This window comes from Vibrio ruber DSM 16370 (assembly GCF_900163965.1).
GTDB classification, from domain to species: Bacteria; Pseudomonadota; Gammaproteobacteria; order Enterobacterales; family Vibrionaceae; genus Vibrio; species Vibrio ruber.
The window spans coordinates 16,014-38,965 of the sequence record NZ_FULE01000006.1; the positions used below are offsets into that span (position 1 = coordinate 16,014).

The window sequence follows — 22,952 nt, forward strand, 5'->3', positions numbered from 1 at the left end:
AAAAAATGAACCAACGCATTGCGGTGATCACACTGCTTGCATCCATAACTTTAAGTGCTTGGCTATACTGGGGTAGTGATCTCAAACTCAAACAACTACTGACATCCAGTGAATGGCAGTCAAAAGTCGTCACTTTAATCGAAAGTAAGAATGAAGTTGCATCGGTTGGCCCGCTGCGTCGGGTCGATGTGCTGTCGAATGTAAAATATCTCCCCAACAAAACGTATATCCGCGTCTCTGTGATTCAGTTATACGCCAACGGAAAAGAACCGGAGAGTAAAATCGACATCTCAGAAACCGGTTCTTGGGAACTCAGTGAAAACTATCTACTGATCTCCCCGACAGAATTTAAAGATGTTTCTTCCAGTGAGAGTAAAGATTTTACGCCGAAGCAATTAAATCTGATCAAGCAGTTTTTTAAAATGGATGCACAGCAGAGCAGACGTGTTGATGTCATTGATAGTAAAACACTTCTGCTCACCAGCTTAAATCACGATTCAACTATCCTATTTAAAAACTAAATCATCCTGTTTAAAAACTAAATCATATTGTTTGAAAACTAAATAAAGTCAGGAGACTTTGATTCAACGTCTCCTGACACATTCAACGGATGGCAAATAACAGCTGAGTAAAGTCAGCGACAAAATTTTTGCTTTTTTTAGATGTCTTTGTATTCGGTTATATTCACCCCATCATCCAATTTGGGAGTAACATTCGTGCAAAAAATTAATATTCGTATTTACTACTGCCGTCAATGTAATTGGATGCTACGCGCATCTTGGTTAGCACAAGAGCTACTCCATACATTCAGCGAAGAGATCGAGCACGTTTCACTCTGCCCGGATACCGGCGGTCGTTTTGAAATCTTCTGTAATGATATTCAGATTTGGGAGCGCCAGAAGGATCAAGGATTCCCCGATGCTAAAACCTTGAAGCAACGCGTTCGGGATGTGTTCGATCCCGAACGAAATCTAGGTCATATTGATCGATAGACTGCTCTCGGGCAGTCTCTTCTCTTACTCGAGATCGTCTTCTTCGAGCATCCCATTGACGACAATATTATTGTAGCTCACCATGCCGATCACTTTTCCATGCTCAATCACAGGCGCCCGGCTGATACCAAATCGCTCAAACAAACGGGCACAATATTTAACCTTCATTTCAGGATCGACTGACAATGCAGGTTTAGTCATGATCTCATAAATATTGGTTCGCTTTGACGAACGATTACTGGCGAGCACTTTTTTAGCAATATCATTCATCAATACAATCCCGAATTCATCATCATCGTGACGCTTATTGACAATCAGAGCTTTGACCTGTTGCTGCTTCGCAATGCGAATCGCTTCATAAACCGTCATCAAACCATCAACAAGGGCGTAGGTATCGGTCATCACATCACGGACTCTCACGCTATCATGTCTATTCATAATTCGTCCTCAACGTATTTGGTTAACTTTTCAACCTGATGAGAGATGCCAACCACATCTTCAATATCAATCTGAAAGGCGATTCCCTGCCCGGATTCGGTTTCAAACTCTCCGACTTCATTAATGGTTTCCAAAATCTGGCGCGACAAATGCTCTTCAACGACAAAAAGCACCATATCCTTCTGTACCTCCAGTGTCAGGCCAAAAAAGGTGGTTTTTTGATTGAGTCCTTCTCCTCTGGCATTATTGATTACAGTCGCACCAGTCGCACCTGCCTGTCTGGCAGCGTCTAATACTTGGTCTGTTTTGCTATCTTCAACAAAGGCAACGATTAATTTAAAGCGCATTGTCTTTTTTCTCCATCAGAGAGCGTTTACGGTTTAACCACTGTGTCATTTGCGCATATCCCATGACAGATATCATCGGAAAAAGGCAGGCAAATGCGATTAAACCAAATCCATCAATCAACGGACTCCGCCCCGGAACCGTTGATGCGAGTCCTAACCCCAGCGCCGCAACAACAGGCACAGTAACCGTTGATGTGGTGACACCTCCGGAATCATAAGCTAAAGGAACAATCATTTTGGGGGCATAAAATGTCTGAATCACAACCAATAGATAACCAATAATGATGTAATAGTGCAGCGGGTCACCTACAACAATTCGGTAACTCCCCAACGTAATACCGAATGCCGCCCCTAAAGCGACAGCGACTCGCAAACCATTCACACCAATAGAGCCACCAGACACTTTGTTGGCTTTTATTGCAACGGCAATTAACGACGGTTCTGCAATCGTCGTACTAAAGCCGATACAAAATGCAAACAGATAAACCCAATAGTAATTGATCCAATGTTGAGGGTCTGCATCATTGAGACGAACCTGAGCAAGAAATGAGGGTGCGGTCAACTGCTGTGCCATCATTTCCCCTAGCGGGAACAGTGCAGCATCCAGTCCCATCAGGAAAAGAGACAATCCCAGAATGACGTATCCGAATCCAAGAATCACATACGGTAAACGAGCGACGGGCTTACGTAATACAACCAGCTGGAACACAAACAGAATGGCCGCTATTGGCATCACAGCCTGAACGGTGGTCCAGAGAACCTGAAAAAAATGGCTAATGGTTATCATGCTATCGTCATCCCAAAAATCATCACGAAAATCATCGGAAGCAGTGATGCGAACGCAATTAGTCCAAACCCATCCACCATTGGATTCCGCCCTTTAATTGAAGAGGCAAGCCCAACGCCTAACGCGGTCACTAAAGGAACCGTAATCGTCGATGTGGTTACACCGCCTGAGTCATAAGCAATCCCGATAATGGTTTCGGGCGCAAAAATAGTCAGGATCATGACGCATAAATAGCCAAAGATGATCATCAAGTGAATCGACCACCCCTTCAAGATTCTCAAAACCCCTAAGACAATGGCAAGACCAACCGACAGAGCCACAGTTAAGCGTAATCCGACGGTATAATCTTTCATAGCTTGCTCGGTCATCTCAATCACACCACCAGAAGCTGCAACTTTAGCAGCCTCAGCAGCAACGGCAGTCAGCGCGGGCTCAGCAATCGTGGTTCCAAATCCCAGACAAAAAGCAAACCCTAATAATCCCGCTAAGCTCCCTTTCTTGGCAAATGCCTGTGCCATGCTTTCACCAATCGGAAACAGTCCCATTTCCAGGCCAAAAATAAAGAACGTCAAACCGAGAACAACGAGGATCAACCCACCTAAAATTGAAATCAAGTCCGGAAGCGGTTGTTGCAAAATCAGCAACTGAAAAAATGCAATCACCAAAATAATCGGGAGCAGGTCTTTAAAACTACCTAGCATTACTCTGAGTAACGCAATGAATGTTTTCATTTCTCCTCACTGTAAACTGACACCCTCTGTCCGTAAGCGGAGAAGGTCTTGGTAACAGGTATCTTTACTTGCCTGCATGGTATGGAACAACTTGATTATATGATGACAGATCCAGACAAAATTGCGTGTGACTTCGCTAAATTCATCGGCTAAAACCAAGAATCAGTCACAAAAATATAACACGAACACCCTACGAACCTCGTGTCTCTACTCTCTGAAATCATTTATGATTATTCTATATATGATGACATGGGATGAATAAAACCAACGGCCAGAATCACCTCAAACCATCACAGGTATATTCAATCAACATCAAATGGGCAGGATATGAAAATACTTATCACCGGCGGTTCGGGACTCATCGGTAGTGAATTGATCAAACAGCTTATCACCCATGAACATGAAATTGTTGTCTTGACCCGCTCAAAAAAACGCACCAGAGAAAGGCTCAATCATCTCAACCATTATCCACTTGAATTCATCACCGGCTTAGACAGCCTTCATGATCTCAATCATTTCGATGCTGTTATTAACCTCGCCGGAGAACCAATTGCCGACCGACGCTGGACGGACACGCAGAAACAAGCAATTTGCCAGAGCCGCTGGCAAATCACCGAAAAGCTGGTTGAACTCATTCATGCCAGTTCATCTCCGCCAGCAGTATTCATCAGTGGTTCTGCCGTCGGCTTTTATGGTGATCAACAGGATCACCCGATTGATGAGAGCCTTCAGGTTCAGAGTCATGAGTTTTCTCACTCGGTATGCGTCACCTGGGAAAACATTGCCAAAAAAGCCGAATCTGAACACACCCGGGTTTGTCTGCTCAGAACCGGGGTTGTTCTGGCTCCGGATGGTGGTGCGTTACAAAAAATGCTGTTGCCCTATCGGCTCGGCGTGGGTGGGCCGATCGGCTCAGGCAATCAGTATCTTCCCTGGATTCACATTCATGATATGGTTCAGGGAATTCAGTTCTTATTGACAACCACCTACGCACACGGGCCATTTAACCTTTGTGCCCCCCACCCGGTCCCCAATAAAATTTTCAGCCAAACTCTCGCAAAAACACTGCACAAACCCCATGTTTTTTCAGTTCCTGCGTGGGCCATTCGTCTGCTTATGGGAGAGTCATCCGCACTACTGCTCGATAGCACCCGTGCTAAACCCAAAAAATTAACTGAACTCGGATTTAAATTTCAGTATTCTCATCTGGAACCGGCACTCAAACAGATTTTGCAGGCATAGCGATAACAGCAATCGTTCGTGCAGCAATAATGGCATACCCGCGAGGAAACCATGTCTAAAACTATACTGATCACCGGATGCTCGTCAGGCATCGGTTACGTCACGGCTCATGCTTTGCATCAAAAAGGCTATCGAGTGATTGCCTCATGCCGAGATATTGCAGATGTGCAAAAACTTCAAGACGAAGGCCTGACAGCGATTCATCTTGATGTCACCAATCCGGCAATGGTTGATACCGCAATAGCGGAAGTGATGTCACTGACCAATCATCATCTCGATGCCCTGTTTAATAACGGTGCTTATGGTCAGCCCGGTGCACTGGAAGATTTACCCACTCAGGCAATGAGAGAGCAATTCGAAACCAATTTTTTTGGCTGGCACGATCTCACGACCAAACTGCTTCCGCAATTTCGCCGTCAAGGTCATGGCAGAATCATTCAGAACAGCTCGGTACTTGGATTCGCTGCCATGAAATATCGTGGTGCCTATAACGCTTCAAAATTTGCACTCGAAGGCTGGAGTGATACGCTGCGTCTCGAACTGAAGCAGACCGATATTCATATCAGCATTCTCGAACCCGGGCCGATAGAGACGCACTTTCGTGAAAATGCACTGGCTGCCTTCTTACGTTGGGTATCACCGCAAGACAGTGTTCATGCACAAGCGTATCAACAACAAATTGAGCGCCTGAACCAAGAAAAATCCAACAATCGCTTCACGCTGCCACCGGAAGACTGTCTGCCTTCGATTCTTCATGCCTTAGAAAGCCCCACCCCCAAGATTCGATATCGAATTACCGGACCGACGCAAGTGTTCGCAGTTTTGAAACGTTTACTGCCGACTCGCTGGCTTGATACCATACTCAACAAAGCCGCTTAAAAGCTGAAAATAAACAATGAAGAGAAGAAGGCTGTCATGATTATTTCATAATCGCCTTCTAATATACTCATGGTTCTCGGCCGAGAACTCCACTTCTTCCGGAATAGGTAAAAATGAGTCTCAATCAGTTAAACTGGCTAAGTATTTGCGTTGTTGTTATTTTTCTCATCATCTTTTAATGCCCTTTTTCAGGTCAAGTACAAGAGCTCCGAATGCATCAGGCTCAGCGCTGACCACTACATATTTATCAATGGATCTGCCCGGGTTCACTTGATTTTTAATAACCTGCCCATACTTATACCCTAACGCCCATTGAATTCAGGAAGTTCACCGTATGCATACACCACTTCACGTTGATGTCACCCAAGAAAATATCCGAGAACTGTTAGAGGGCTCTTTTTCCGCACCGATCCTATTTTATTTTTGGGCACCGATGGACGAATCCAGTGCAGCACTGATCCAACCCTTACAAGGACTGGCGCAGAAATATCAGGGAGCTTTTACTCTGGCTTTACTGAACTGTCAGGAAGAGCAAGCCATCGCGGCACAATTTGGCATTCAATCGATTCCAACACTGGCGCTATTCTCTCAAGGGCGTCCTGTCGACGGATTAGGGGGGCCACAAACCATCGAGTCAGTCACAGCCATGCTTGAAAAGCATCTCCCCAGCCAAGATGAAATGGATTTACAACAAGCTCTGACAATGGTTGAACAACAGGAATATGCTCAGGCGCTGACATTGTTACAAGCGCTCCCTGAAACGCTGAAAAATAGAGGCGAAGTTAAACTGGCCTTAACAAATTGCCTGTTGGAAACCCAGCAGTTCGAAGCCGCGGAAACGCTGTTGCAACATATTCCTTTAGAATATCAGGATGGTGAGTACAAGAGTTTACTCGCAAAATTGGAATTACATCATCAAGCTGCCAACAGTCCGGAAATTGTTGCACTGGAAGAGGCATTTCAACGTTCACCTCAAGATATGAAACTCGCTTGCGAATTGGCCGCCCAATACCATCAGGTTCAGCGGGATGAAGAAGCGCTGGCCGTTCTCTGGTCATTTCTGAGTTCAGATCTCAATGCACATGACGGGGAAATGAAAAAAATATTCATGGATATACTCAACGCTCTCGGGCAAGGGAATCCGTTGGCAAGCCAGTATCGGCGCAAACTCTATTCTCTGCTCTACTGATCAGTCACACTTCGCAACGTGTGACCCATCGGTGAATACGCAAAGTTCACCGATGGGTAGACTGCCCTTTTAAATCATCAATAATCGGGCAGTCACTGTTATCATCACCGGGACATTCAGCAATCCATTGTTCCAACTGCGACTGAATGAGCTGTAACTCATTCAGTTTACGGGTCACTTGAGTCAGTTTTTTCCGGGCTTCAGATTTCACCGCACAACTTTTACGGCTCGGATCATTTGCCAGATGCACCAATAACTTACACTCTTCAAGGTTGAACCCCACCCTTTTTGCCCGGGCAATCAACTGTAAATCATCAATATGTGACTGCTGATAAACCCGATAGCCATTCTCTCCGCGCAGTGGCGGTGACAATATCCCTTTTTCTTCATAAAGACGGATTGATTTAGCAGTCAAACCTGTCAGCTTGGACACTTCACTGATATTCACCGAACCCCTCCCGATGCCGTCAGATTCAGCCAACGGCATGATATATATTGATGATCAGGAACCTGATTCAATCAAAGCCATGAGATCTTGTTCTGATTTCACCTCGATACCAAGTTCCTGTGCTTTGGTCAGTTTAGATCCGGCATTGTCACCTGCAAATAGCATATCTGTATTTTTAGACACACTACCCGTGACCTTCGCGCCCATCGCTTCAAGAGCAGCTTTTGCATCCTGACGAGATAACTCGGTCAGTGTACCGGTCAAAACAACCGTTTTTCCGGCCAGCGGTAAGGCATCCGGAGCTTCAGCAGCAACAATATCCGGCCATGTAATCCCCATTGACAGCAAATCATCCACAACGTGCTGATTATTCTCCTCTGAGAAAAAAGCAATAATATGACTCGCCACAATTGACCCGATATCGTTTATTTCAATCAACGACTCATGCGTTGCGTGACGAACATTTTCTAACGTCAGGAAATGCCGCGCCAGATTGTTGGCCGTCGCCTCACCGACTTCCCGGATACCAAGTGAATATAGAAAGCGAGGTAAGGTGGTTGACTTCGATTGTTGCAACGCTTGTACGACATTCTGTGCCGACTTCGGCCCCATCCGATCAAGAATGGTTAACTGACCGGCGGAAAGACGATATAAATCAGCCGGTGTTTTGATCATCTCTTTATCCACCAGTTGCTCAATCACCTTATCCCCCAAGCCATCGACATCCATCGCTTTACGAGAGACAAAATGCTTCAGCGCCTCTTTTCGCTGCGCCTGACACACCAAACCACCGGTACAGCGTGTTACGGCTTCTCCTTCAATGCGTTCAACATCAGAATGGCAAATCGGACACTGCGACGGAAAAACAATCTCCCGACAATCATCAGGCCGCTGTTCGATCACAACTGACACAATCTGCGGAATCACATCACCAGCGCGCCGAATCACCACCGTATCACCGATACGTACACCTAACCGTTCAATTTCATCCGCATTATGTAATGTGGCATTACTCACCGTCACACCACCGACGAATACCGGCTCCAGTTTGGCAACTGGCGTAATCGCTCCCGTTCTGCCGACCTGAAATTCAACATCTTTCAACCGGGTCATTTCTTCTTGCGCGGGAAACTTATAGGCAATGGCCCAACGTGGCGCTTTGGAAATAAAGCCGAGCTGTTCCTGAAGCGCGAGGTCATCGACTTTAATGACCACACCATCAATCTCATAAGCCAGTGCTTCCCGGCGCTGCAATATGTCCTGATAGTACATTTTCACCATGTCCAGATTCGCGACCTGAGCGGTTTCCGGACACATCGGCAGCCCCCACTGTTTTAGCTGGGTCAGCCGCTCATAATGTGAAGATGCCAGTGTTGCGCCTTCAATCACACCAATCCCGTAAGCGTAAAAACTGAGCGGACGTTTTGCTGTAATTCGCGAGTCAAGCTGTCTCAGGCTCCCGGCGGCTGCATTTCTCGGGTTGACAAACGTTTTTTCACCTTTCTTCATTGCAGCTTCATTGAGTGCTGCAAATCCGGCTTTGGGCATAAAGACTTCACCGCGAACTTCAATACGAACCGGCCAGTCATCTCCTCTGAGTTTTAGCGGAATCGCCCGAATCGTTTTCACATTTTCGGTGATATTCTCCCCGGTGGTTCCATCACCCCGGGTTGCAGCCCGCACCAAAACACCATTCTCATAAAGCAGACTCACGGCCAGACCATCTAATTTCGGTTCACAACAGAACAGTGCAATACGCTGTCCGGCTAAACGTTCATTCATACGCCGCGAAAAACTGTCCAATTCTTGATCGTCAAAAGCATTGTCCAGCGACAGCATCGGGATCTCATGCTGAACCGTTTCAAACCCATCGAGCGGCATTCCACCGACCCGCTGTGAAGGCGAATCCGGAGTAATCAGTTCAGGATTCGCTTCTTCCAAGGCGATGAGTTCTCTCATCAGACGATCATATTCTGCGTCGGGAATCGACGGGTTATCTTCAACGTAATATAAAATAGAGTGGTGATGGAGCGTATCCCGCAATTCTTGAATTTTTTGTTCTATGGTCTGCATGTTTACTTCTCGGATTCATGAAAAAAGGCTCCATGCCGGAGCCTCCTCACCAGATACTCAAACAGCTTAATCACACGGCTGTTTGGGTATCTCTATACAATTAAACTGCTTGGGCTTTAAATGCCTGAATCTGACGCCGATAATCTGCCAGTTTGTCTGGTGTCATCAATAAACGTTGATCATCAAGCACATTACCGCCTAAATCATCAGCGATTTGCTGCGCTGTTTTCAGCATTAACTTAAAATTCTGTTCCGGATCACCGTAACAAGGCAAGGTCATAAAAAATGAGATCCCCTTGGTCGCAAACTCGTCCGGATCATCATGCTTCAACGTACCGGGTTGCATAATATTAGCAACACTGAACAACACTTTTCCCGTTCCTGATAAATCAGCATGTCGATGATAAATGTCCATTTCACCATAAAGCAAACCGTTTTGTTGTAAACTGTCAAACAGCTTGGTACCCACAAAAGACTCGCTGCCTGCACAATGCACATTCAGTACAATCACCTGATAATCCGGCTCATCACCGTCAGTAGATTGCACCGGTTCGGCTGGTTGAATGTCTTCAGTTTGCTCATCATGCTGCGGGCGTATCTGCAATTGCTCACCAATATCGGGGTCACTCTCAGCTTCGATGTCAGCGATAGTCTGATTTTCCAGGTCATATACCCGGTTATCATCTTCAGAGTCATATCCGGAAAATAGCGGGTCGACTTTATCATGATGCGTATAATCATCCATGAATGGGTCAGCCGTATTATCGTCCAGTGAAAAGTCCGGTTCCTTACGCGATTTCTTGTGCTCGCTATCCTGCTGAAAAGCTCGGGTATTTTTTATCGATGATGCTTGTTCCTCTATTTTGCCTAATGGCTTATCTCCAAATTTCGATTTACTCTCTTTCCGGCTGGTCCACAGCCCATGAAAAAGTAATGCGGCGATGGCGAGTGCGCCAACGATGATGAGTACGAATCGCAATTCTTGCATCTTTAACTCTCAGTCTTCCCGATAACTTGCTTCTGAACAGAATCGCTTAAGTAAGAATGTCATGCTCAGAGATTCTCTCCACTGATCCACACACTTTAGCAAAAGTCACCCCTACATTTGAACAAATTAATGTTAGAACTGCGGGATTTTTCTGACTTTCATTCTATGTTGGGTCAGTTAGAATACATCCAAACGCCTCACTTTATTTTCAACAACAACACAGGGAAACAGAATGACGTTAAAAAAGCGTTCAGGATTTGGCTATTTCTTCTTCGGTTTGCAACTGGCAGTTACCCCGGGGATCAGAAGATTTGTGATACTTCCGCTGCTGGCAAATATTCTCCTGCTCGGAGGCGCGCTCTACTATGTGTTGACACAAATGGGAACCTGGCTCGATCATCTGATGTCTTATGTGCCTGATTTTCTGTCATGGCTGAATTACATCATTTGGCCGCTGGCAGTGCTGTCGATACTTTTTGTAACGATGTATTTCTTCAGCGCGATTGCCAATATTATTGCTTCCCCGTTCAACGGCTTATTGGCTGAAAAAGTTGAAAAGCTGCTCGATGGCCATTCCGTAGACAATGAAGGCTTCTGGAGTTTTCTCAAAGATATTCCCCGTGTCTTTGCCCGTGAATGGCGCAAGCTGCGTTATACCATTCCAAAGATGATTGGCTTGTTTATTCTGCTGTTGATTCCCGGAATCGGGCAAACGATTGGACCATTGGTCTGGTTCATTTTTACGGCTTGGATGCTCGCAATCCAGTATTGTGACTATCCTTTTGATAATCACAAAGTCAGCTTTAATACCATGCGGATGCAACTAAAAGGCAAACAGGGTCGCGCTTACGGATTCGGTATGCTGGTTACGGTATTTACTACCATTCCGATTATCAACTTAATTGTCATGCCGGCAGCGGTCTGCGGCGCGACGGCCATGTGGGTCAATGAATTTAAAGCTGAAACACTCAAATGACGGAGATAAAACGACAGGGATGATAACCAAATGGATGATTGCAGCAAAATAGGTCGGAACATTGAACATTGTGATTCCTTCAAGCCAAGTGATGTTGCTTGAACCGCAAAGTTCATCAACCCCTATAAGATATAACTTTTTAATCCTTTCATCATATTAGCGGACATCCTATGCTCTACAGGTCTCCACAAAAAACGTGTTTTCGTTCGATAAAACAACACGAAAATGTGCAATAAAGGAATATAACAATGAGTAAGATTTTCGAAGACAACTCTCTGACCATCGGTAACACCCCGCTCGTCCGTCTGAACAAAGTTAGTCAGGGTAACGTACTTGCTAAGATAGAATCCCGTAACCCAAGTTTCAGCGTCAAATGTCGTATCGGTGCGAACATGATCTGGGAAGCTGAAAAGTCCGGCAAACTCAAGCCGGGTGTTGAACTTGTTGAACCAACCAGCGGTAATACCGGTATTGCACTCGCGTTTGTTGCTGCTGCACGGGGTTACAAACTGACCCTGACAATGCCGGAGTCGATGAGTTTAGAACGTCGCAAACTGCTAAAAGCACTCGGTGCAAACCTCGAGTTAACCGAAGCAGCAAAAGGGATGAAAGGTGCAATCAATAAAGCGGAAGAGATTGTTGCCGGTAATCCGGATAAATATTTGCTGCTGCAACAGTTTGATAACCCGGCTAACCCAGAAATTCATGAAAAAACCACTGGCCCGGAAATCTGGGATGCGACCGACGGTGAAGTGGATGTATTCGTTGCCGGTGTCGGCACAGGCGGAACACTGACAGGAACCAGCCGCTACATCAAAGGAGAGAAAGGTAAAGCTATTATCTCCGTTGCGGTTGAACCTGAAGAGTCACCCGTAATTACTCAGGCGTTAGCCGGCGAAGAAATCAAACCGGCACCGCATAAAATTCAGGGTATCGGGGCTGGTTTTATTCCGGGTAACCTCGATTTATCGCTGATTGACCGTGTTGAACGCGTTACGTCTGAAGATGCAATCGACATGGCGCGTCGCCTGATGGAAGAAGAAGGAATTCTTGCAGGAATCTCTTCCGGTGCAGCAGTTGTTGCCGCTAATCGTCTGGCAGAACTTCCTGAATTTGAAGGAAAAACTATCGTTGTAGTTCTGCCAAGCTCTGGTGAACGTTACCTCAGTACCGCACTATTTGCCGGGATATTTACCGAGAAAGAGAACCAACAATAATATGTGGTGAAATCAATTTTTCTATGAAAAAAGCCCCGAATCGGGGCTTTTTTGTTGATCCTTGCCCAGCCTTTGGTAATATCAGACTTGCTTTATTTTTAGGTTCGAAATAAAGAACACAAGAAGTACGGCTACTCCTCCCAGATCGCAAACTAGCGGAATGAGATGACAACAGCTAAGCTTCATTTGGTTCTAAACTAAGAAAAAAATAAATTTAATTGGGGTATATACAATGTACGAGAAGCAAGTAGAAATCACTGCTGAAAACGGCCTTCACACCCGTCCTGCTGCACAGTTCGTGAAAGAAGCAAAAGAATTTGACGCTGAAATCACAGTCACTTCAAACGGTAAAAGCGCCAGTGCGAAAAGCCTATTCAAACTACAAACACTCGGCCTTGTCAAAGGTACTGTTGTTACCATCTCTGCTGAAGGTGCTCAAGCGAAACAAGCTGTTGATCACCTCGTTGCTTTGATGGATCACCTTGAATAATTCGAAGCACTGAATTTTGGAGCCATTTTACTATCATTGTAGAATGGCTTTTGTTCACGATATATGACAAATGCTAACGATACTGTTAGCATTTAGTTTTGTAATCTCTCAATAAAATTGACCAGTTTAAGGTATGGCTATGATTTCAGGCATCCTAGCATCTCCTGGTATTGCTATCGGTAAAGCATTACTACTTCAAGAAGACGAAATCGTCCTTAACACCAACACTATCTCAGACGCACAAGTAGAAACTGAGGTACAAAAATTCTACGACGCACGCGATAAATCCAAAGCGCAGCTGGAAGTGATTAAACAAAAAGCGCTTGAGACATTTGGCGAAGAAAAAGAAGCTATTTTCGAAGGCCACATCATGCTGCTTGAAGATGAAGAGCTGGAAGAAGAAATTTTAGCCCTCATCAAAAATGATAAACTCCATGCTGACAACGCAATTCATACCGTTATCGAAGAACAGGCTACGGCTCTGGAATCATTAGATGACGAATATTTGAAAGAGCGAGCGACAGACATTCGCGATATCGGTAGCCGCTTTGTAAAAAATGCATTGGGTATCCATATTGTTAATCTGAGCGCGATCAATGAACAAGTTATCCTTGTTGCCTACGATCTGACGCCTTCAGAAACAGCACAAATCAACCTTGATTACGTGTTAGGTTTTGCAACGGACATCGGTGGCAGAACATCGCATACATCGATCATGGCTCGTTCACTTGAACTGCCCGCTGTTGTCGGTACCAATGATATCACCACACATGTTAAGAATGGCGACACGCTCATTCTCGATGCGATCAACAACAAGATCGTCATTAATCCTTCAGAAGATGAATTGACTGAAGCGAAAAACGTCCGTGAAAAGTTCTTTGCTGAAAAAGAAGAACTGGCCAAACTGAAAGATCTGCCTGCAGAAACCCTCGACGGACACCGCGTTGAAGTCTGCGGCAACATCGGGACAGTGAAAGACTGCGACGGTGTGATACGTAACGGTGGTGAAGGTGTCGGATTGTACCGGACTGAATTCCTGTTCATGGATCGCACATCTCTGCCAACCGAGCAAGAGCAGTACGAAGCCTATAAAGAAGTTGCAGAATCCATGCATGGCGAGCCAGTTATTATCCGTACTATGGATATCGGTGGCGACAAAGATTTGCCATATATGGACTTGCCAAAAGAGATGAACCCATTCCTTGGCTGGCGTGCAATTCGAATCAGTCTGGATCGTCGTGAAATTTTACGCGATCAGCTTCGTGCGATTCTGCGGGCATCCGCTCACGGTAAACTACGCATCATGTTCCCGATGATTATTTCTGTTGAAGAAATCCGCGAACTGAAAGATGCGATTGAAACCTATAAAGCTGAGCTACGTGAAGAAGAGTATGATTTCGATGAATCGATCGAAATCGGCGTGATGGTTGAAACCCCTGCTGCGGCAGCCATTGCTCACCATCTGGCGAAAGAAGTTGCATTTTTCTCCATCGGTACCAACGACCTGACCCAATATACGCTGGCCGTTGACCGTGGCAACGAAATGATTTCTCACTTATATAACCCTCTGTCTCCGGCAGTACTGAATGTGATTAAGCAAGTGATTGATGCTTCTCACGCTGAAGGCAAATGGACGGGAATGTGTGGTGAGCTAGCCGGTGATGAACGGGCAACATTACTTCTTTTGGGTATGGGACTTGATGAATTCTCAATGAGCGGAATCTCTATCCCGAAAGTGAAAAAAGTGATCCGTGAAGTAGACTATCAAGCAGTCAAAGCGATGGCGGAAGAAGCACTTTCTCTCCCTACTGCTGAGGAAATTGATGCTTGTGTAGAGAAGTTTATCTCAGAAAAGTCACAATCATGATATAAGCATTTGCAGTGGGCGAACAAAAGTGGTCGCCTACTGCATATCATTAGTATAATATAACCCGAAAGAATAAATTCAAACTTTAGGAGCTGACACAATGGGGCTGTTTGACAAACTTAAAAAGTTAGTATCTGACGACAGTGCTGACACAGGCGCAATTGAAATTATTGCACCGCTATCCGGTGAAATCGTAAATATTGAAGATGTGCCTGATGTCGTTTTCGCTGAAAAAATCGTTGGAGATGGCATTGCTATCAAACCATCTGGAGATAAGATGGTCGCTCCTGTGAACGGCACAATTGGTAAAATCTTCGAAACCAATCATGCATTTTCTATTGAATCAGAAGATGGTGTCGAGTTGTTCGTTCACTTCGGTATCGATACTGTTGAACTGAAAGGCGAAGGTTTCAAGCGTATCGCAGAAGAAGGTCAACCTGTAAAAGCGGGTGACACTGTGATTGAATTTGATCTTGCTCTGCTAGAAGAGAAAGCAAAATCAACGCTAACGCCTGTTGTGATCTCAAACATGGATGAAATCAAAGAACTGAACAAACTCTCTGGTTCAGTTGTTGTTGGTGAAACACCAGTACTACGTGTGACCAAATAAACTCAACAACATAATGAGAATGTTCATTCATTAAACGCTGCCCCAAAAGCAGCGTTTTTTATATGTCATGTCTCTCGATATCTGATTCTGCTTGTCACGACAGACCTATCGCATAACGCAACACTTGTTTTTTAAGCATCCCGGAATGATTTGCCAGTTTTAAAGCGGCATTTCTAACGATTTTGACTGGTGTATGGCTATTGCTAAAAGTTTTATAGAATATATCCATTCCTGTTTGCATCAGTAAATTATCCGGCCTTCTGCGCTGTTCGTAACGCACAAAAGCTCTTTCGTCGGGTGAACTCGATTCTGAGAGCAGTTCAAGCAAACATATGACATCTTTAAAACCAAGATTGACCCCTTGTCCGGCAAGCGGATGGATGGTATGTGCGGCATCACCAATCAAAGCACACCGCCTGGCAACATACTGCTGTGCATGTCGTCGTGTTAAAGCAAAGGAGCCATGCTGAACCACTTCAATCTCACCGAGTTCTTCCGGAAAATGCGCATGGATTTCCTGTGCCAGTTGCATGGAAGGTAACTGACTTAACTGACGAATCCGTTGCGGAGTGTCGTACCAAACAAGCGACGCCTGCTGTCCGTTCAGCGGTAAAAATGAACGAGGACCGGAGGGATAGAAGCGTTGCCAGGTGATATCCTGTTGTGGCAGTGCCGTCTTGACATGAATCAGCATACAGTGTTGACGATAATCCCATGCGGTGACTCCGATACGAGCAAAATCACGCACCTGAGAATGGGCACCATCCGCACCGATGACCCACTGAGCCTGAATCTTCTGACCATTATCAAGGTGTAAGTCATTCGCCTGCTCACCAAAATCAATATGCTTTAACCGACTCGGACACTGTACCGTCAGGTTAGGATATTGCTGAAAAGCCTGCCATATACCAAGCTGGATGATACGATTCTCAACCATGTATCCCAGTTGCATCAATCCGATGTCACCGGCATCAAAACAGGTTCGACACGCTACAGATTCCCACGTTTCAAGCCGACGGTAGGGACAGACCCGCATGGATTCAATGTGTGCCCACACGTCCAGTGATTCGAGCAATTTGACCGAAGCCATCGAGATAGCGGACACACGAACATCCATAGGCTGAGCGGCATCAAAAGGCTGTGGCTGATGGCTTTCCAGTAAAACAACTTTTTTACCCTGCTTTGCCAGCCCCAAGGCTAAGGCCGCACCGACCATGCCACCACCGACAACAGCAACTTGATATGTTTCCATAATGCTGACTACTTATGACTAATTTTGACATCTGTGATTGTACGGATTCACAATCATCTTGAGAACTGATTTTGTCTCATTCACTCTGTAAGACCAAGATATGACGAATGATTTAACAAGAAATCATGCCAAACAACGAGGGGCTGTTTTCATTGTATATTGTGATCAGTGTTAAATACTGGTCAGCAGGTTTTGAAAACAGTACAATACGCCGCTTACCGTCAGTACGGTAATTTCGGTATATACTAGGGGCATAGGCTCCAAAGCATTCAGACAGACAAAACGAGCGAAAGTGAGATGAGTAAGAAACTGCTAATTAAAACCTGGGGCTGCCAAATGAATGAATATGATTCATCCAAAATGGCCGACCTACTCAATGCAGCAAATGGCTATGAGTTAACAGAAGAACCAGAGGAAGCAGATGTCCTACTATTGAATACCTGTTCAATCCGAGAAAAAGCTCAAGAGAAAGTATTTCATCAATTAGGTCGCTGGAAAAATTTAAAAGATAAAAAGCCAGGGGTTGTCATTGGTGTTGGCGGATGTGTCGCAACTCAGGAAGGGGATCATATCCGTGAACGAGCCCCATTCGTTGACGTGATATTCGGGCCACAGACCCTGCATCGCCTGCCGGAAATGATTAAGCAGTCCCAAGCTGCCGAAGCGCCCGTTATGGACATTTCATTCCCAGAAATTGAAAAATTCGACCGTCTGCCGGAACCAAGGGCTGATGGCGCAACCGCTTATGTTTCGATCATGGAAGGTTGCTCAAAATATTGCACTTACTGTGTTGTGCCATACACGCGTGGTGAAGAAGTCAGTCGCCCGATGGATGATGTCCTGTATGAAATTGCGCAACTTGCCGACCAGGGTGTACGTGAAGTCAATCTGCTTGGCCAGAACGTCAATGCCTATCGCGGTGCAACACATGATGGTGAAATTTGTTCATTTGCAGAACTATTGCGTTTGGTCGCATCAATTGACGGTATCGACCGGATCCGCTTCACGACCAGTCATCCGTTGGAATTTACCGACGATATTATTGCTGTTTACGAAGATACGCCGGAATTAGTGAGTTTCTTGCACCTTCCTGTGCAAAGTGGTTCTGATCGCATTTTGACCATGATGAAACGTCCACACACGGCGATTGAATATAAATCTATCATTCGAAAACTGCGTAAAGCACGTCCGAACATTCAAATCAGCTCTGACTTTATTGTTGGCTTCCCCGGGGAGTCAGATAAAGACTTTCAGGACACAATGAAACTGATTCGGGATGTAGACTTTGATATGAGTTTCAGTTTCATCTTCTCTCCCCGTCCGGGTACACCGGCAGCAGATTACCCTTGTGATCTGAGTGAAGAAGTGAAGAAAGAACGCTTGTATGAGTTACAACAAACCATTAATAGCCAGGCGATGCGCTACTCACGGCTGATGTTAGATACTGAGCAACGTATTCTGGTCGAAGGCCCATCGAAAAAGAATTTGATGGAATTACGGGGTAGAACAGAAAATAATCGTGTCGTGAATTTTGAAGGCTCCGCAGACCTCATCGGTCAGTTTGTTGATGTCAAAATTGTAGATGTTTTCCCGAACTCTCTGCGCGGTGAGTTAATCCGTACCGAGCAGGAAATGGATCTACGTATAGTGACATCTCCGCTGGAGATGATCCAAAAGACACGTCGGGAAAATGAACTGGGAGTTGCGACTTTTACCCCTTAGTCTCGAACTATTCACCATCCGGTTTCCGGTCCAAATCGGAAACCCGGGGATGGCATCATGAGAGGTCACATTGAGTAATAAAATTATCACACTGGAAATCAGCCTGGAACCATCCGATAACCGTCGCCTTGCAAGTCTGTGTGGACCGTTTGACGATAATATCAAACAACTTGAACGTCGTTTGGGCGTTGAAATCAATTACCGCAACCAGCATTTCACTGTCGTCGGTAAACCACATACCACGACGGCAGCCATCGAGATTCTCAAGACACTTTATGTGAATAGCGCCCCGGTCAGGGGGAACATTCCCGATATTGAGCCGGAGCAGATTCATCTGGCAATCAAAGAGTCCGGTATTTTAGAACAGAATGCCGAGCCTTCCTTCGAGCACGGGAAAGAAGTCTTCGTCAAGACGAAGAAAGGAATGATCAAACCCAGAACACCGAATCAGGCACAATATCTGATGAACATGGTGACCCATGATATTACTTTTGGGGTTGGTCCGGCCGGGACAGGAAAAACGTATCTTGCCGTTGCCGCTGCCGTTGATGCACTCGAACGACAAGAAATTCGTCGTATACTGCTCACCCGTCCAGCAGTTGAAGCCGGTGAAAAACTCGGTTTTCTCCCGGGGGATCTCAGCCAGAAAGTCGATCCATACCTTCGCCCATTGTACGATGCTTTGTTTGAAATGCTTGGCTTTGAGCGAGTCGAGAAGCTGATTGAAAGAAATGTAATTGAAGTTGCACCACTCGCTTATATGCGTGGTCGGACACTCAATGATGCATTTATTATTTTAGATGAAAGTCAGAATACCACGATCGAACAGATGAAAATGTTTCTGACCCGTATTGGTTTCAATTCAAGAGCCGTCATTACCGGAGATGTCACTCAGATTGACTTGCCTCGTGGTGCCAAATCAGGGCTACGCCATGCGGTAGAAGTGCTCAATGATGTCAATGAAATCAGCTTTAATTTCTTCCAGGCTGATGATGTGGTTCGTCATCCGGTTGTTGCCCGAATCATCAATGCTTATGAAAAATGGGAAACACAGGATCAGAAAGAGCGCAAAGAGTACGAAAAAAGACGTCGCGAAGCACAACAAAACCGCGCAGCGGAAGAGCAACAAAACACGTCACCAACCGTACCGGAGTCTGACCAGTCATGAGTATTGTGCTTGATTTACAAGTTGCAGTAGAACATCCGGAAACCATTCCCTCTGAAGCGGATTTTTCCCGTTGGCTCACGGCTGCGGTCTCCCCTTTTCAGACAGAGGCAGAGGTCACAATTCGGATTGTTGACCATGCTGAAAGTCAGCAGCTAAACTATCAATATCGTGGGAAAGACAAACCGACCAATGTACTGTCATTTCCGTTTGAATCACCACCGGGTGTGACACTGGATCTGTTAGGCGATCTGGTCATTTGCCGCGAAGTTGTTGAACAAGAATCCGATGAGCAGCATAAGCCGTTGCCCGCTCATTGGGCGCATATGGTTGTACATGGTAGCCTTCATCTGTTAGGTTATGATCATATCGACGATGACGAAGCTGTAGAAATGGAGTCACTCGAAACAGAAATCATGTTGAAATTGGGATATCAAGACCCATATTTAACAGAGAAACAGTAGAACAGGCCATCCACACCCCCCTGTTCTACGATGTGTGCTATCACACGTCTGATAGCGTGACTGAATAGAGTAACAATGAACGAAGACAATTCGCAGAATTCTGAAGGTCCGAGTAGGAAGTCCTTTTTCGGACGTTTAGGTCAGCTTTTTCAGGGCGACCCCAAAGATCGACAGGAATTAGTAGAAGTTATCCGAGATTCGGAAATCAATGACCTGATCGACCACGACACAAAAGCAATGTTGGAAGGGGTCATTCAGATATCTGAAATGCGGGTTCGGGATATCATGATCCCCCGCTACCAAATGGTGACGATTGACAGAGATGCCTCTCTCGACAAACTCATCACCTTAATCACCGATGCCCAGCACTCACGGTATCCAATCATTAGTGAAGATAAAGACCATGTCGATGGTATTTTGCTGGCAAAAGATCTGCTCAAATATCTCGGTTCCACATGTACACCATTCCATATTGATGAGGTCATCCGCCCTGCAGTCATCGTACCTGAAAGTAAGCGTGTTGACCGGTTATTGAAAGAGTTCCGGGAAGAACGCTACCACATGGCGATTGTTGTCGATGAATTTGGTGGCGTGTCCGGGCTTGTGACCATCGAAGATATACTGGAAGAAATTGTCGGAGATATCGAAGATGAAACCGATGATGAAGAACAGCAGGATATCCGTAAACTCAGTAAGCATACTTTCTCTATCAATGCACTGACGACAATTGAAGATTTTAATCAGACATTCGGTGCAAACTTCAGTGATGAGGAAGTAGACACCGTTGGCGGGCTGGTCATGACTGCATTCGGCCACCTCCCTGAACGCGGAGAAGTAGTGCAACTGGCTGACTATCAGTTCAAAGTGACCAGTGCGGATAATCGGCGTGTTGTCCAGCTACAAGTCACAATTCCTGACATTGAAACCGTTTCAGAAGAGTTTCAAGAATAGTAATATAATCAGTAATCATTCTCCCGCGAGCAAAATAATAATAAGCTGATGTCTCATTCAAACTATTCTCGTTTTACACGGCCGCTGATGGCCGTTTTTTCTGGTGCTATCGGCTCATTTTCTTTTGCGCCCTACGCTTGGTGGCCACTAGCATTTTTCTCCCTGTATTTTTTATTTCTCCTGTTGCATCAACGCTCGGCCAAACAAGCGTTTCTCACCGGATTATTCTGGGGGCTCGGTTTTTTCGGCCACGGGGTCTACTGGATTCATGTCAGTATTGATACGTTTGGCGGTGTGCCGAAGGTCGTTAGTATCTTGCTGATGGGATTGCTTTCTGCTTATCTGGCACTTTATCCGGCGCTATTTGGTTGCGTTTTAAACCGATACTTTCCTCGGGCATCTGCGCAGCGCTATTTATTGGTCATCCCTGCCCTGTGGCTCATCAGTGAATGGCTACGGGGCTGGGTGTTTACCGGATTTCCGTGGCTTTGGCTGGGGTACAGTCAAATTGATACGCCTTTGGCAAATTATGCCCCCATCGGTGGCGTTGAACTGGTCACACTGGCAATTGCAGTTATCTCCGCTGCAATGACATATCTCACCTTGCAACGGCAATGGCTTGCCCTACTCATTCCATTCGGAATTTACGGGGTTGCTGTGTGCCTCAATGCTGTTCAGTGGGTGTCACCGCAGCCCGCTCGCCAGACAACCGTTGCGCTTGTTCAAGGCAATATCGATCAAGCCCTCAAATGGCGTCCCAGCGAGCGCTGGCCGACACTGATGAAATATGCGGATTACACGCAAGAAAATTGGGATGCAGATATTATTATCTGGCCGGAAGCGGCGATTCCGGCTTTTGAGCACGAATTACCGGAATATCTCAGCACTCTGGATGGACTTGCCAGAGAAAATCACTCAGCGCTGCTTACAGGGATATTATCCCGCCCCGATAAGCAAACCTTCTATAACAGTATTCTGGCACTCGGTCAGGGAACGCCGGCATACCCCAGCGCCAACAGACCTAAATATGAGAAACACCACCTGCTGCCATTTGGTGAGTTTGTTCCGTTTGAACAATGGCTAAGACCATTGGCACCCTTGTTCAATCTGCCGATGTCTTCATTTTCTCCGGGGCCGTATATTCAACCCAATATTCAGGCTAATGGTCGCTTCTTCGTTGCAGCATTATGTTATGAAATCGTATTTAATGAACAGATCCGGGAAAACATCACCGATCAGACCGACTTTCTGCTGACTTTATCCAACGATGCCTGGTTCGGCCGCTCTATCGGTCCGCTCCAGCATATGGAAATCGCCAGAATGCGGGCTCTGGAATTGGGAATCCCCCTGATTCGTTCAACCAATAATGGCGTGACTGCCATTACCGACTACCGGGGAAAGATCACTTATCGGTTGCCGCAATTTGAAGCCGGGGTTCTCAAAGCAACATTGACACCGACCCAAGGGGAAACACCTTACCGCCGGTTGGGCTCATGGCCCCTGTATGGCTGGATAGCATTGAGCTTATGTTTAGGATTACTCACCCGCCGCTCACGCGACGAGTGAACATAGTTCAGCCTTCATTTACGCCTTTGAATGAACAGAAACGCGGCTGAATTGATCATGACCACAACTCATGCAAGGGATAATTTCTGTCGGGTGGTTGTATTCCATTTTATGACCACACCGATCACAAACCAGAACCCCAAGTCCTATCACATCACCGGCTTGGTATGTCCCCTGATGCTCCAGTTCATGATGCAGCTCCGCCCACTCAACAGCCGTTCTGTCAGTCACCGATGCCAGCGCTTCCCAGACTGAATTAGAGATCATCACAGAAAAAGGACCACTTTTGCTTTCCTCGTAATGCTCAGCAAATTCATGCAAATCAGCTTTCATATAGGCAGAAATCAGTGCCAATTCATCTTTCGTCATATCGGATGCTGCCTGGACGACTTTTTCCGATGTTTCTATGGCATTTTGCAACCCTTCCGGGCTCTGCTTGACGGTTTCGACCACTTCTTGTAACAGAGTTTCATATCCCGATTTATGTTTTGACATGACAAACCTCTTCCAGACTCGATTGACTATTGTTGTGTACTCTCGCTTTAGGTATTCTATGTC

At 45.8% G+C, this 22,952-nt stretch carries 24 protein-coding genes; 15 read left to right on the top strand and 9 right to left on the bottom strand.

Annotated elements, in window-relative coordinates; translation table 11 throughout:
- The first annotated feature begins 5 nt into the window (after nucleotides 1–5).
- Nucleotides 6–521, top strand: a complete 516-nt coding sequence (locus tag VR7878_RS01275; RefSeq protein ID WP_077332840.1) for a regulatory protein ToxS — start codon at nucleotides 6–8, stop codon at nucleotides 519–521.
- A 195-nt stretch (nucleotides 522–716) separates the two neighbouring features.
- On the top strand, nucleotides 717–992 hold the full coding sequence (locus tag VR7878_RS01280; RefSeq protein WP_077332685.1) for an Rdx family protein: 276 nt from the start codon (nucleotides 717–719) through the stop codon (nucleotides 990–992).
- Nucleotides 993–1,016: 24 nt separating this feature from the next.
- On the opposite strand, the gene VR7878_RS01285 is transcribed toward VR7878_RS01280, so the two are convergent.
- The 4 genes from VR7878_RS01285 to VR7878_RS01300 are packed head-to-tail and all read right to left on the bottom strand — an operon-like array spanning nucleotide 1,017 to nucleotide 3,295.
- The gene (locus VR7878_RS01285) at nucleotides 1,017–1,430 is read right to left on the bottom strand and encodes a CBS domain-containing protein (protein ID WP_077332687.1); all 414 of its coding nucleotides are present in this window, start codon (nucleotides 1,428–1,430) and stop codon (nucleotides 1,017–1,019) included.
- Nucleotides 1,427–1,777, bottom strand: coding sequence for a P-II family nitrogen regulator (locus tag VR7878_RS01290; RefSeq protein ID WP_077332689.1), 351 nt, complete (start codon nucleotides 1,775–1,777; stop codon nucleotides 1,427–1,429). The genes VR7878_RS01285 and VR7878_RS01290 overlap by 4 nt, the downstream gene beginning before the upstream one ends.
- Nucleotides 1,767–2,564: a DUF1538 domain-containing protein gene (locus VR7878_RS01295; RefSeq protein WP_077332691.1), complete on the bottom strand. Its 798-nt coding sequence runs from the start codon at nucleotides 2,562–2,564 to the stop codon at nucleotides 1,767–1,769. Before VR7878_RS01295 ends, VR7878_RS01290 begins: the two co-directional genes overlap by 11 nt.
- Nucleotides 2,561–3,295: a DUF1538 domain-containing protein gene (locus tag VR7878_RS01300; RefSeq protein WP_077332693.1), complete on the bottom strand. Its 735-nt coding sequence runs from the start codon at nucleotides 3,293–3,295 to the stop codon at nucleotides 2,561–2,563. Before VR7878_RS01300 ends, VR7878_RS01295 begins: the two co-directional genes overlap by 4 nt.
- A gap of 327 nt (nucleotides 3,296–3,622) precedes the next feature.
- On the opposite strand from VR7878_RS01300, the gene VR7878_RS01305 reads away from it, so the two are divergent.
- The 3 genes from VR7878_RS01305 to VR7878_RS01315 all read left to right on the top strand — a co-directional run bounded on the left by VR7878_RS01305 (nucleotide 3,623) and on the right by VR7878_RS01315 (nucleotide 6,605).
- Nucleotides 3,623–4,537, top strand: coding sequence for a TIGR01777 family oxidoreductase (locus tag VR7878_RS01305; protein ID WP_077332695.1), 915 nt, complete (start codon nucleotides 3,623–3,625; stop codon nucleotides 4,535–4,537).
- 51 nt (nucleotides 4,538–4,588) lie between these two features.
- Nucleotides 4,589–5,416, top strand: a complete 828-nt coding sequence (locus VR7878_RS01310) for an SDR family oxidoreductase (RefSeq protein WP_077332697.1) — start codon at nucleotides 4,589–4,591, stop codon at nucleotides 5,414–5,416.
- 334 nt (nucleotides 5,417–5,750) lie between these two features.
- Nucleotides 5,751–6,605: a co-chaperone YbbN gene (locus VR7878_RS01315; RefSeq protein WP_077332698.1), complete on the top strand. Its 855-nt coding sequence runs from the start codon at nucleotides 5,751–5,753 to the stop codon at nucleotides 6,603–6,605.
- 46 nt (nucleotides 6,606–6,651) lie between these two features.
- Here VR7878_RS01315 and cueR read toward each other — a convergent pair whose 3' ends face one another.
- From cueR to zipA, 3 genes are all read right to left on the bottom strand, one after another.
- Nucleotides 6,652–7,053, bottom strand: coding sequence for a Cu(I)-responsive transcriptional regulator (gene cueR / locus VR7878_RS01320; RefSeq protein ID WP_077332842.1), 402 nt, complete (start codon nucleotides 7,051–7,053; stop codon nucleotides 6,652–6,654).
- A 54-nt stretch (nucleotides 7,054–7,107) separates the two neighbouring features.
- Nucleotides 7,108–9,126, bottom strand: coding sequence for an NAD-dependent DNA ligase LigA (gene ligA, locus VR7878_RS01325; RefSeq protein ID WP_077332700.1), 2,019 nt, complete (start codon nucleotides 9,124–9,126; stop codon nucleotides 7,108–7,110).
- Nucleotides 9,127–9,226: 100 nt separating this feature from the next.
- Complete coding sequence (gene zipA / locus VR7878_RS01330) at nucleotides 9,227–10,114, bottom strand: cell division protein ZipA (protein ID WP_077332702.1); 888 nt, start codon at nucleotides 10,112–10,114, stop codon at nucleotides 9,227–9,229.
- Nucleotides 10,115–10,346: 232 nt separating this feature from the next.
- On the opposite strand from zipA, the gene cysZ reads away from it, so the two are divergent.
- From cysZ to crr, 5 genes are all read left to right on the top strand, one after another.
- Nucleotides 10,347–11,090, top strand: a complete 744-nt coding sequence (cysZ, locus tag VR7878_RS01335) for a sulfate transporter CysZ (protein WP_077332704.1) — start codon at nucleotides 10,347–10,349, stop codon at nucleotides 11,088–11,090.
- 248 nt (nucleotides 11,091–11,338) lie between these two features.
- Complete coding sequence (cysK, locus tag VR7878_RS01340; RefSeq protein ID WP_077332706.1) at nucleotides 11,339–12,307, top strand: cysteine synthase A; 969 nt, start codon at nucleotides 11,339–11,341, stop codon at nucleotides 12,305–12,307.
- Between the two features lie 232 nt (nucleotides 12,308–12,539).
- On the top strand, nucleotides 12,540–12,797 hold the full coding sequence (locus VR7878_RS01345) for an HPr family phosphocarrier protein (RefSeq protein WP_021019443.1): 258 nt from the start codon (nucleotides 12,540–12,542) through the stop codon (nucleotides 12,795–12,797).
- A 139-nt stretch (nucleotides 12,798–12,936) separates the two neighbouring features.
- A complete protein-coding gene (gene ptsI, locus VR7878_RS01350; protein WP_077332708.1) occupies nucleotides 12,937–14,664 on the top strand; it encodes a phosphoenolpyruvate-protein phosphotransferase PtsI in 1,728 nt (575 codons plus the stop codon).
- A 100-nt stretch (nucleotides 14,665–14,764) separates the two neighbouring features.
- Entirely contained in the window at nucleotides 14,765–15,274 is a 510-nt protein-coding gene (gene crr / locus VR7878_RS01355; protein ID WP_059120279.1) for a PTS glucose transporter subunit IIA, read from the top strand.
- 94 nt (nucleotides 15,275–15,368) lie between these two features.
- On the opposite strand, the gene VR7878_RS01360 is transcribed toward crr, so the two are convergent.
- On the bottom strand, nucleotides 15,369–16,526 hold the full coding sequence (locus VR7878_RS01360) for a 2-octaprenyl-3-methyl-6-methoxy-1,4-benzoquinol hydroxylase (RefSeq protein ID WP_077332710.1): 1,158 nt from the start codon (nucleotides 16,524–16,526) through the stop codon (nucleotides 15,369–15,371).
- A 297-nt stretch (nucleotides 16,527–16,823) separates the two neighbouring features.
- On the opposite strand from VR7878_RS01360, the gene miaB reads away from it, so the two are divergent.
- The 5 genes from miaB to lnt all read left to right on the top strand — a co-directional run bounded on the left by miaB (nucleotide 16,824) and on the right by lnt (nucleotide 22,394).
- Entirely contained in the window at nucleotides 16,824–18,248 is a 1,425-nt protein-coding gene (miaB, locus tag VR7878_RS01365; RefSeq protein WP_077332712.1) for a tRNA (N6-isopentenyl adenosine(37)-C2)-methylthiotransferase MiaB, read from the top strand.
- Between the two features lie 70 nt (nucleotides 18,249–18,318).
- Nucleotides 18,319–19,416 carry a PhoH family protein gene (locus tag VR7878_RS01370; RefSeq protein WP_077332714.1) on the top strand — a complete coding sequence of 366 codons (1,098 nt, stop codon included), beginning with the start codon at nucleotides 18,319–18,321 and terminating at the stop codon, nucleotides 19,414–19,416.
- Nucleotides 19,413–19,877, top strand: coding sequence for an rRNA maturation RNase YbeY (ybeY, locus tag VR7878_RS01375; protein ID WP_077332716.1), 465 nt, complete (start codon nucleotides 19,413–19,415; stop codon nucleotides 19,875–19,877). Before VR7878_RS01370 ends, ybeY begins: the two co-directional genes overlap by 4 nt.
- Nucleotides 19,878–19,952: 75 nt before the next feature.
- Complete coding sequence (gene corC, locus VR7878_RS01380) at nucleotides 19,953–20,828, top strand: CNNM family magnesium/cobalt transport protein CorC (protein WP_077332718.1); 876 nt, start codon at nucleotides 19,953–19,955, stop codon at nucleotides 20,826–20,828.
- Nucleotides 20,829–20,876: 48 nt separating this feature from the next.
- On the top strand, nucleotides 20,877–22,394 hold the full coding sequence (lnt, locus tag VR7878_RS01385; RefSeq protein WP_077332720.1) for an apolipoprotein N-acyltransferase: 1,518 nt from the start codon (nucleotides 20,877–20,879) through the stop codon (nucleotides 22,392–22,394).
- 18 nt (nucleotides 22,395–22,412) lie between these two features.
- Here the strand turns inward: lnt and VR7878_RS01390 are convergent, their stop codons facing one another.
- Nucleotides 22,413–22,889 carry a zinc ribbon-containing protein gene (locus VR7878_RS01390; RefSeq protein WP_077332722.1) on the bottom strand — a complete coding sequence of 159 codons (477 nt, stop codon included), beginning with the start codon at nucleotides 22,887–22,889 and terminating at the stop codon, nucleotides 22,413–22,415.
- Nucleotides 22,890–22,952: the final 63 nt, after the last annotated feature.